The 9,049-nt window shown below is 35.3% G+C and carries 7 protein-coding genes and 1 pseudogene; 7 read left to right on the top strand and 1 reads right to left on the bottom strand.

Features of this window, described 5'->3' with window-relative positions:
• The first annotated feature begins 145 nt into the window (after positions 1-145).
• Complete coding sequence (locus ACEN3Z_RS11015; RefSeq protein WP_407090897.1) at positions 146-1,846, top strand: ABC transporter ATP-binding protein; 1,701 nt, start codon at positions 146-148, stop codon at positions 1,844-1,846.
• Positions 1,847-1,848: 2 nt separating this feature from the next.
• Positions 1,849-3,636 carry an ABC transporter ATP-binding protein gene (locus tag ACEN3Z_RS11010; RefSeq protein ID WP_407090896.1) on the top strand — a complete coding sequence of 596 codons (1,788 nt, stop codon included), beginning with the start codon at positions 1,849-1,851 and terminating at the stop codon, positions 3,634-3,636.
• Between the two features lie 55 nt (positions 3,637-3,691).
• Here ACEN3Z_RS11010 and ACEN3Z_RS11005 read toward each other — a convergent pair whose 3' ends face one another.
• Positions 3,692-4,318, bottom strand: a complete 627-nt coding sequence (locus ACEN3Z_RS11005; protein WP_407090895.1) for a lysophospholipid acyltransferase family protein — start codon at positions 4,316-4,318, stop codon at positions 3,692-3,694.
• A 70-nt stretch (positions 4,319-4,388) separates the two neighbouring features.
• Here ACEN3Z_RS11005 and ACEN3Z_RS11000 point away from each other — a divergent pair, with 70 nt between their 5' ends.
• The 5 genes and pseudogenes from ACEN3Z_RS11000 to ACEN3Z_RS10980 all read left to right on the top strand — a co-directional run bounded on the left by ACEN3Z_RS11000 (position 4,389) and on the right by ACEN3Z_RS10980 (position 8,854).
• A complete protein-coding gene (locus ACEN3Z_RS11000; RefSeq protein ID WP_407090894.1) occupies positions 4,389-5,165 on the top strand; it encodes a glutaminyl-peptide cyclotransferase in 777 nt (258 codons plus the stop codon).
• Positions 5,166-5,180: 15 nt separating this feature from the next.
• Complete coding sequence (gene tgt, locus ACEN3Z_RS10995) at positions 5,181-6,326, top strand: tRNA guanosine(34) transglycosylase Tgt (RefSeq protein WP_407090893.1); 1,146 nt, start codon at positions 5,181-5,183, stop codon at positions 6,324-6,326.
• Between the two features lie 71 nt (positions 6,327-6,397).
• Positions 6,398-6,769 carry a preprotein translocase subunit YajC gene (gene yajC, locus ACEN3Z_RS10990; RefSeq protein ID WP_407090892.1) on the top strand — a complete coding sequence of 124 codons (372 nt, stop codon included), beginning with the start codon at positions 6,398-6,400 and terminating at the stop codon, positions 6,767-6,769.
• 154 nt (positions 6,770-6,923) lie between these two features.
• Positions 6,924-8,039, top strand: coding sequence for a DNA polymerase IV (gene dinB, locus ACEN3Z_RS10985; RefSeq protein ID WP_407090891.1), 1,116 nt, complete (start codon positions 6,924-6,926; stop codon positions 8,037-8,039).
• A gap of 12 nt (positions 8,040-8,051) precedes the next feature.
• A pseudogene (locus ACEN3Z_RS10980) lies at positions 8,052-8,854 on the top strand (ZIP family metal transporter).
• The last annotated feature ends 195 nt before the right edge of the window (positions 8,855-9,049 follow it).

Raw genomic sequence — 9,049 nt, 5'->3', positions numbered from 1 at the left:
GTTCATCCGTGGTAAGATGGGTGTAGGTCATTTGTGGTCACTCCTTTGTATTCTTTGGTCGGAATTACAAGTTGAGTGTACCACAAATGGCTGTTTTAGTTGTCTAGCTTAATTTTACAATCGGCGACAAGAAAGAAAAGCGTATATTTTTGGAATATCAATGTTAATTCTATTGAGTGTGATGACTGCGCTTGTGCCAATGATTATTGGTATCATCATAGATAATATGACTGCAGGTACAATTACAGGAAGTCAATTGGTTATGTGGAGTGTCATTCTGGTTGTTATTGCTATAGTTCAATATGCGATGCGTTACGTATGGCGTACGAAGATTTTTGGAACATCAGCTAAACTGGAAAAGATATTAAGAGCAAGATTGTTCACTCATTTTACACAAATGGATTCGATATTCTTTCAAAAATATCGTACTGGAGATTTGATGGCGAGAACGACAAATGACTTGAACTCGATTCGTATGGTTGCTGGGGGAGGAATTTTAACCTTAGTGGACTCTTTATCTCAAGGATTACTGACATTATTCATGATGTTTTTCTTTGTAGACTGGCGATTAACACTAGTGTCGATTATCCCTATACCTTTGTTAACGATTTTAATTCGTTTTGTCGGTCGTAAGCTTCACTATCACTCACGAAAATCTCAAGCAGCTTTTTCTTCGATGAACGATAAAGTTCAAGAGAGTGTTACGGGTATGAAAGTAATTAAAACGTTTGGTGAAGAAGAGTTAGATATTGAAGACTTTAAGAAAATGACGACAAACGTAGTTGATCGAAATCAAAAAGTTTATTTATTTGATGCTGCGTTTAGACCTGCAAGTCAACTAATTATGGGTGCATCTACGATTTTAGGTGTATTCTTTGGTGGTTTTCTAGTTTCACAAGGAGAAATTACTATTGGTTTATTAGTTGCTTTCATCAGTTATGTGACTCGTTTACAGTGGCCGATGATTGCGATCGGACGTTTGTTTAATATTTTAGAACGTGGTTCAGCAAGTTATGACCGTATTTTAGAAATTTTAAATGAAAAAAGTACGATTATTGAAGAACCGGATGCATTGAGTCAATCTATCTCAGGTGATATTCATATTGAAATAGATGAATTTGCTTATCCAGATGATGATGACGAGGCTTCCTTACGTGATATTGATATTCATATTAAACAAGGGAATACACTTGGAATCGTTGGTCGTACTGGATCTGGTAAGACGTCATTATTTAAGTTATTGTTACGTGATTATGACCAATTTAAAGGAGATATTACCTTCAATGGAATTTCGATTAAAGATTATCAATTAGATAGTTTATTAGCGAATATCGGTTACGTTCCTCAAGATAATTTCTTATTCTCAACGACTGTTCGTGATAATATCCGTTTTGCGAATATGGGTACTACTAATGAAGAAGTTGAAGAAATTGCTAAAGTGACAAGTGTTCATGAGGACATATTAGGCTTTAGTGAAGGCTATGATACATTAGTAGGTGAACGTGGAGTGGCTTTATCTGGAGGACAAAAACAACGTATTTCTATGGCGAGAGCGATGTTAATTAATCCAGAGTTATTGATATTGGATGATTCACTTTCTGCCGTAGACGCTAAAACTGAAGAAGCCATTCTAAATTCAATTAAAGAAACACGTGAAGACAAATCAACAATAATTTCTGCCCATCGTCTAAGTAGTGTGATGCATGCGGATGAGATTGTTGTGCTGGATGAAGGTCAAATTGTTGAGCGTGGAACACACGAGGAATTAATTAACAATAATGGTTGGTACCAAGAAATGTATGAACACCAACAATTAGAATTAAGTTCTGAAATGGAAGAGGTGTAATAATGGCAAGTAAAGTTCAACATGAATCAGCTTGGGCAAGAAAAATGTCCATGAGAGAGCAATTTACCGTAACGAAACGAATTTTTGCTTTCGCAAAACCATATTGGAAGACGTTCTTAGTTGCTATCTTATTTACATCAGTCACAGTAGCTGTTTCTGTTATTATGCCAAGAGTAATTCAAACATTTATTGATGATCATTTGACACATCTAGACGTTACTGTACAAATAGCGACAACATTTGCTTTAACTTATGGTTTCTTACTTCTATTACAAGGTGTATCGAATTATTTATCGACGTATTTATTCAATATGGCTGCTGAAAAGACAGTTGAAAACGTCCGAGATACAATATTTACTAAAATTAATACGTTAGGAATGCGATACTTTGACCAAACTCCAGGTGGATCGATCGTTTCTCGCGTAACAAACGATACAGAAACATTGAAAAACTTTTGGAATACATTCTATGCATTGTTTGAAGGGCTCGTAACGGTCATTTCAGTATTCATTGGGATGTATTTAATGAATCCAAGTATGGCAAAGTTATTCTTAATCTTTGTTCCAATTATGATAGGAATTATTTGGTATTATCAAAGTTATAGTTCACAGGTATATCGCTCAATGCGTGAGAATTTAAGTCGATTAAATACTAAAATTAATGAGTCTATTCTTGGGATGAATGTTATTCAACATTTCCGTCAAGAGAAACGAATTATTAGTGAATTTGATGAACAAAATGAAAAACATTTTGGCGCGCGCTATGAAATGGTAAAAATGAATGCACTCCTATTAATGAGTGTTATTAGTTTATTAGAAGGATTATCCTTAGCTTTAGTAATCTACTTCTTAGGTAGACAATACTTAAATGGTATATTAGAAGTAGGTGTGATTTATGCATTTGTTCAATATAGTTCACAATTCTTTAGACCAATGGGAATGATGATGGATAGTTTAAGTTTACTTCAAGATGGGGTAGTATCAAGTTCACGTATTCTGCGTGTACTGGATCATGAGGAATATGTGCCGGAACAAATTGTTCATGAAGATGCTAAAATCAAAGATGCAAAAATTGAATTTAAAAACTTAACATTCTCTTATGATGGAAATCAAAATGTATTAAACAACATTAGTTTCACTGTTAATCCAGGAGAAACGGTTGCGATTGTCGGACATACCGGAAGTGGTAAGAGTTCAATTATTAATGTCTTAATGCGATTTTATGAGTTTCAATCAGGAGATGTTTTAATTGACGGGCATAGTATTCGTGAGTTTCCTTATGAAGAATTAAGAAAAGATATCGGGTTAGTTCTTCAAGATTCTTTCTTATTCTATGGGGATGTGAATCGAAATATTCGTTTGTTAGACCATTCAATATCAGATCGAATAATTCGTGAAGCGGCACACTTTGTAAATGCTAACTTGTTTATTGAAAAACATTCAGATGGCTATGAGCACCGAGTTATTGAACGAGGAGCTAGTTATTCAAGTGGTGAAAAACAATTAATTTCATTCGCTAGAACGATGGCACGAGATCCAAAGATTTTAATACTTGATGAAGCGACAGCTAATATTGATACGGAAACAGAAGAGTATATTCAGGCAAGTTTAGCGAAGATGCGTCAAAACCGAACAACTATTGCGATTGCTCACCGATTAAGTACGATTAGAGATGCCAATCAAATTATTGTTCTTGATAAAGGTAACATTATCGAACAAGGGAATCATGATGAATTGATTGAGAAAAAAGGGACATACTATCAAATGTATCGACTACAGACTAAAAACTAAAAAAATAAGACATCTAGCTTCCTTCAAATTAGAAGGAAAGTTAGATGTCTTTTTATTAGTCTTTTTTACTTGGGATATATTCGTAATCAGGATCCAATTGTCTGTCTAATTTATCGAAAGCCTCTGCAATCGCAAGATCAATTTGTTTCAGTTCTTCTCGAGTATATTTTTTAGAATCATCGAAAGAAATAGGTTCGCCAATGGCTACTTTTGCTTTCTTACGGAAGAAAAATTCTTTCGCATTCATTGGGGGTTGCAAAGCAATTGGAACAATATCCTTCTTACTCAGCCTTTGGATAAAGGCAGTTCCACCTTTTACTTCAGTAGAGTAGCGTGAGCCTGTAGGGAAAATTCCTAGATGTTTATTCTCTTCGTTCATGACCTCAACACCACGACGAAGTGACATCGGTGATGGTTTTTCTCTTTTGACTGGGAAAACATTTAATTTCGGCAACAAATAGCGGAAGATTTTATTCTTAAATAAAGTATCTTTAGCCATGAAAGCAATCTCAGTTGGCTCAACAACCATTGCTAAGATAATTGGGTCTAACCAGTGACGGTGGGTTGATGCAATAATTGCGACATCCTTTGATAAATCTTCCTGGCCAACGACATAGGGTTTCCCATTAAAAATGTATACAATGTATTTGACTATAAATAATAAAAATGAATAGAGATTCATTACTAACGACCTTTCTATTAAAAAATATGATAAAATTACTATATTATCAGGTTGGGTTAAAGGAGTTTTTATGAAGAAAATCATTCACAAAATAACATTATTAATTTGCGTTCATTGTATTATACCAATAATTCCAGTGGCTTCTCAAGATGAATATGAACTTTTGTCAATTCATCCAAGCGATTCGACTGCGTTCACACAAGGCTTTGAATTAAATGAAGCAGGCGAATTACTGCTAGGAACAGGTTTGTACGGTGAATCAAAGATAGGTTATTTAGATTTAGACACAGGTCATTATGATGTCGTTGATCAATTAGATAAAGAATTGTTCGGGGAAGGTCTGACAGTTACTTCAGATGCAGTGTGGCAACTGACATGGCGTAGTGGCGTGACATTTAAAAGAGATAAAAAAACTTTAGAAATAATTGATACCGTAGATTATGAAGGCGAAGGCTGGGGATTAGCTTATGACGACCAAGAAGATGTCCTTTGGATGTCAGATGGAACGAGTGTCCTTGAACAAAGAGATCCTAGCACCTTTGAAGTGAATGATACAATTGATGTGACTTATAATGACCAATTAATAGAAGAAATCAATGAGTTGGAATTTGCTAACGGATATATTTATGCAAATGTATGGTATACTAATGAAATCATTGTCATCGATCCAAAAACGGGTATCATAACATATAAGTATGACCTGACTGAAGTTCTCGAAGATAATTTGACAGACCAAGAGTTGGATGAAATAGACTCTCTTAATGGAATTGCTCATATTGAAGGCAATCAGTTTTATATTACGGGGAAACTGTATCCGGTTATATTTAAGATTGAATTAAAGCAATAATAGAAAGGAAATATTATGACAGAACCAGCAATTAGATATGAATTAATTAAAGAAGAGAAAAATACAGGCGCGCGATTAGGCATTTTACATACACCTCATGGAAGTTTTGAAACACCCATTTATATGCCCGTTGGAACATTGGCAACGGTCAAAGGTTTATCACCGGAAGAATTAAAAGATATGGGTGCTGAAATTGTCTTAAGTAACACATATCATCTATGGTTAAGACCGGGAGAAGATATTGTTGAAGAGGCAGGGGGCTTACATAAGTTCATGAACTGGGACCGTGGAATCTTAACAGATTCTGGTGGTTTCCAAGTTTTCTCATTAAGTGATATGCGTAAAATTGAAGAAGTGGGCGTGCATTTTAGAAATCATATTAGTGGAGAGAAATTATTCTTAACACCTGAAAAAGCAATTCAAATCGAAAATGCTCTTGGAGCGGATATTATTATGAGCTTCGACGAATGTCCGGACTTCCATCACAGTTATGACTATGTTAAAAATTCGATTTACCGAACAACTCGTTGGGCTGAGCGTGGACTTAAAGCACATCAACGGCCAGAAGACCAAGCTTTATTCGGTATCGTTCAAGGTGCGGGTTATAAAGATTTACGTATTCAACACGCTAGAGATCTTGTATCACTTGATTTCCCTGGATATTCTATTGGTGGATTATCTGTAGGTGAAACAAAAGAGGAGATGAATAGTGTCTTAGATTACTTAACTCCAGAATTACCTAAAGATAAACCTCGTTACTTAATGGGAGTTGGCTCACCGGATGCTTTAATTGACGGTGTTATACGTGGAGTTGATATGTTTGACTGTGTTCTTGCAACACGTATCGCAAGAAACGGAACTTGTATGACAAGTAATGGACGTTTAGTAGTGAAAAACGCTCAGTATGCTCGCGATTTCAGACCGATTGATGAGAATTGTGATTGCTACACTTGCCGCAATTATACGCGTGCTTATGTAAGACATTTAATTAAGACAGATGAACTATTTGGCATGCGTTTAGCATCGATTCATAATGTTTACTTTTTGTTAGAATTAATGCGAAATGTTAGAAAAGCGATCATGGACGACCAATTACTTGAATTTAGAGAAGATTTCTTCGAAAAATACGGATATAACAAACCGAACGCAAAAAACTTCTAGATTGTGGCTAAATGTCTGAATTTTTGATACACTGTCTTTATGCTTAAAAAATGAAAGGATGACAAACGTTAATGGAATTTATTCTAAGTTTTATGCCGTTTATAGTTTTATTCGCAGTAATGTACTTTATGCTAATAAGACCACAAAAGAAACAGGCACAGAAAAAACAAGAGATGTTAAATGACATGAAACCAGGTGACGCAGTAGTGACTATCGGAGGACTTCATGGTGTAGTAGATGAAGTGAGCCAAAGTAGTCAAACAGTCGTACTTGATTGTGAAGGTGTATATTTAACATTTACATTAGGTGCTATTGCAACTGTTACTCAAGGTGGTAATATTGTAAATCGTCAAAACGAAATTGAAGTAGCGAACGATATTGCTCGCGAAGAAAACCAAGAAGACCTCGCTGAAGAAAGCGATGAAACTGAAAGCACTCTTTAATTTCAATAAAGCTCTAAGAATTCCTGTATAAGGGATTTCTTGGAGCATTTTTTTGTCAATAAATAATGTTATTTACAAATGTTACTTAAACAATAGAGATTGATTTTACGAACAAGTGTTTGTATAATATATACAATAAAGTGAGGTGAGTTGCGTGCAATATGGTATTTTATCTTTTGATGAAGTTGAACCCGATATATCAAGAAAAATTCTCCATGTCGACATGGATGCCTTTTATGCCAGTGTTGAAGTGAGAGATAATCCTAAATTAAAGAATAAGCCTGTTGTTATAGCAAAGCATCCCAAACTTACCGGCGGACGAGGGATTGTATCAACCTGTAATTACGAAGCAAGAAAGTATGGTATTCACTCTGCAATGTCTGCTCAAGAAGCCTATATGCGTTGTCCTAATGCTGTCTTTATCCAAGGAGATTTAAATTACTATCGTGAAATATCGATGCAAATTAGAGAAATATTTAATGAATATACTGATTTAATTGAGCCTGTATCTCTAGATGAGGCTTATTTGGATGTAACGAATAATAAAAAGAATATGAAGAGTGCGACAATCATGGCTATGGAGATAAAGGAGGAAGTTTACCGCCGAACGCGTTTAACTTGTTCTGTGGGGATTTCTTATAATAAATTCATCGCAAAAATTGCCTCAGACTATAATAAACCAAACGGAATTACCTTAGTTGAACCAAAAGATGCAGTTCAATTCTTAAAAGAATTAAGTATCGATAAATTTCATGGAGTAGGGAAGAAGTCACTCCCGAATTTCCATGATATGGGAATTTTCACTGGAGAAGATTTATATGAAAAGTCACTCGATGAATTAATTGATAACTTTGGTAAAATGGGCTATTCCTTATATTTTAAAGTGCGAGGCGTTCATAATACACCTGTGAATAATAAGCGCGAACGAAAATCAATTGGAAGAGAAAGAACCTTCTCAGTATTTCTTGAATTAGAGTCTGAAGTAGTAGATAATATAGTTAAATTGATACACAAGGTGGACAATCGACATCATATTTCTGATATGAGAGCACATACGATTACTGTGAAAATTCGATACGATAATTTCGAGACAATTACTCGACAAATGCAATCTATCGAATCGATTGAGTCTGTTGAAAAAAGTATAGAATTAGCTAAGGAAATTTGGGAAGAGCATGGACATCTTGACCGGACCATTCGATTATTAGGTGTGACTTTTTCAAATTTTGACCACCCTTTATATACATCAATTAAACTTGACTTAGACTAGGAGAATATATATATGGCATTATTTAGTAATACAATTTTTCAAGCATTAATTGCAGGAATATTTACTTGGCTTTGTACATTATTTGGCTCTTCATTTGTTTTTCTTTTTAAAGAAGTGAATGATCGCTTTTTGGCAATTATGCAAGGATTTGCAGCAGGAGTGATGATCGCAGCATCTTTTTGGTCGTTACTAGCACCTGCTTTAGAATATGCTGAATCTAGCTCATCATCGTTACCGTCTTGGTTACCCGTAGCAGTCGGCTTTGTGGTAGGAGGTTTATTTTTAAGACTCCTTGACTACACAGTTCCGCATACGCATTTATCTGAAGACCATGGAGACTCAGATAATAGAAAATTACCGAAGACGATGATGTTATTCTTAGCCGTAACCATACATAATATTCCAGAAGGACTTGCCTTAGGTGTTGCCTTCGCGGCAGCAGGCGTTGGTAATGCTGGAGCGACTTTAACTGGAGCCATTGCATTAGCTATTGGTATCGGTTTACAAAATATACCTGAAGGATCAGCCTTATCATTACCATTATATGCGGACGGAAGAACAAAACGAAAAGCATTTCAAATGGGACAGTTATCAGCGGTTGTTGAACCAGTTTCAGCTGTTATTGGGGCAGCAGCCGTTCTAGTTGTTCAAGAAATATTACCTTATGCACTTGCTTCGCAGCTGGAGCAATGATTTTTGTGGTTGTTGAGCAATTAATACCTGAATCACAATCCTCTAACCATACGGATGAAGCAACTTTAGCATTAATTGGTGGTTTTGTCCTAATGATGATATTAGATGTGGCCTTAGGTTAATAATTATTTTCAATCTGTAAAAAAACTGTTATACTGTAAATATCAAATTACAGTATAACAGTTTTTTATGGTTCATGAATTTTTGATGTTGGTGGACCGAGGAGCCAGGTGACGCAGTCACCTTGGCTCTTTTTTTATTCCTATGTTTAAGTGTCTCTCTATGCAACGATAGTTTGTGTTGTGTTCTCATCTTTA

It is taken from the genome of Ruoffia sp. FAM 26254 (assembly GCF_045528545.1).
Lineage (GTDB): Bacteria > Bacillota > Bacilli > Lactobacillales > Aerococcaceae > Ruoffia > Ruoffia halotolerans.
This window is presented reverse-complemented; position numbering and strand designations above follow the sequence as displayed.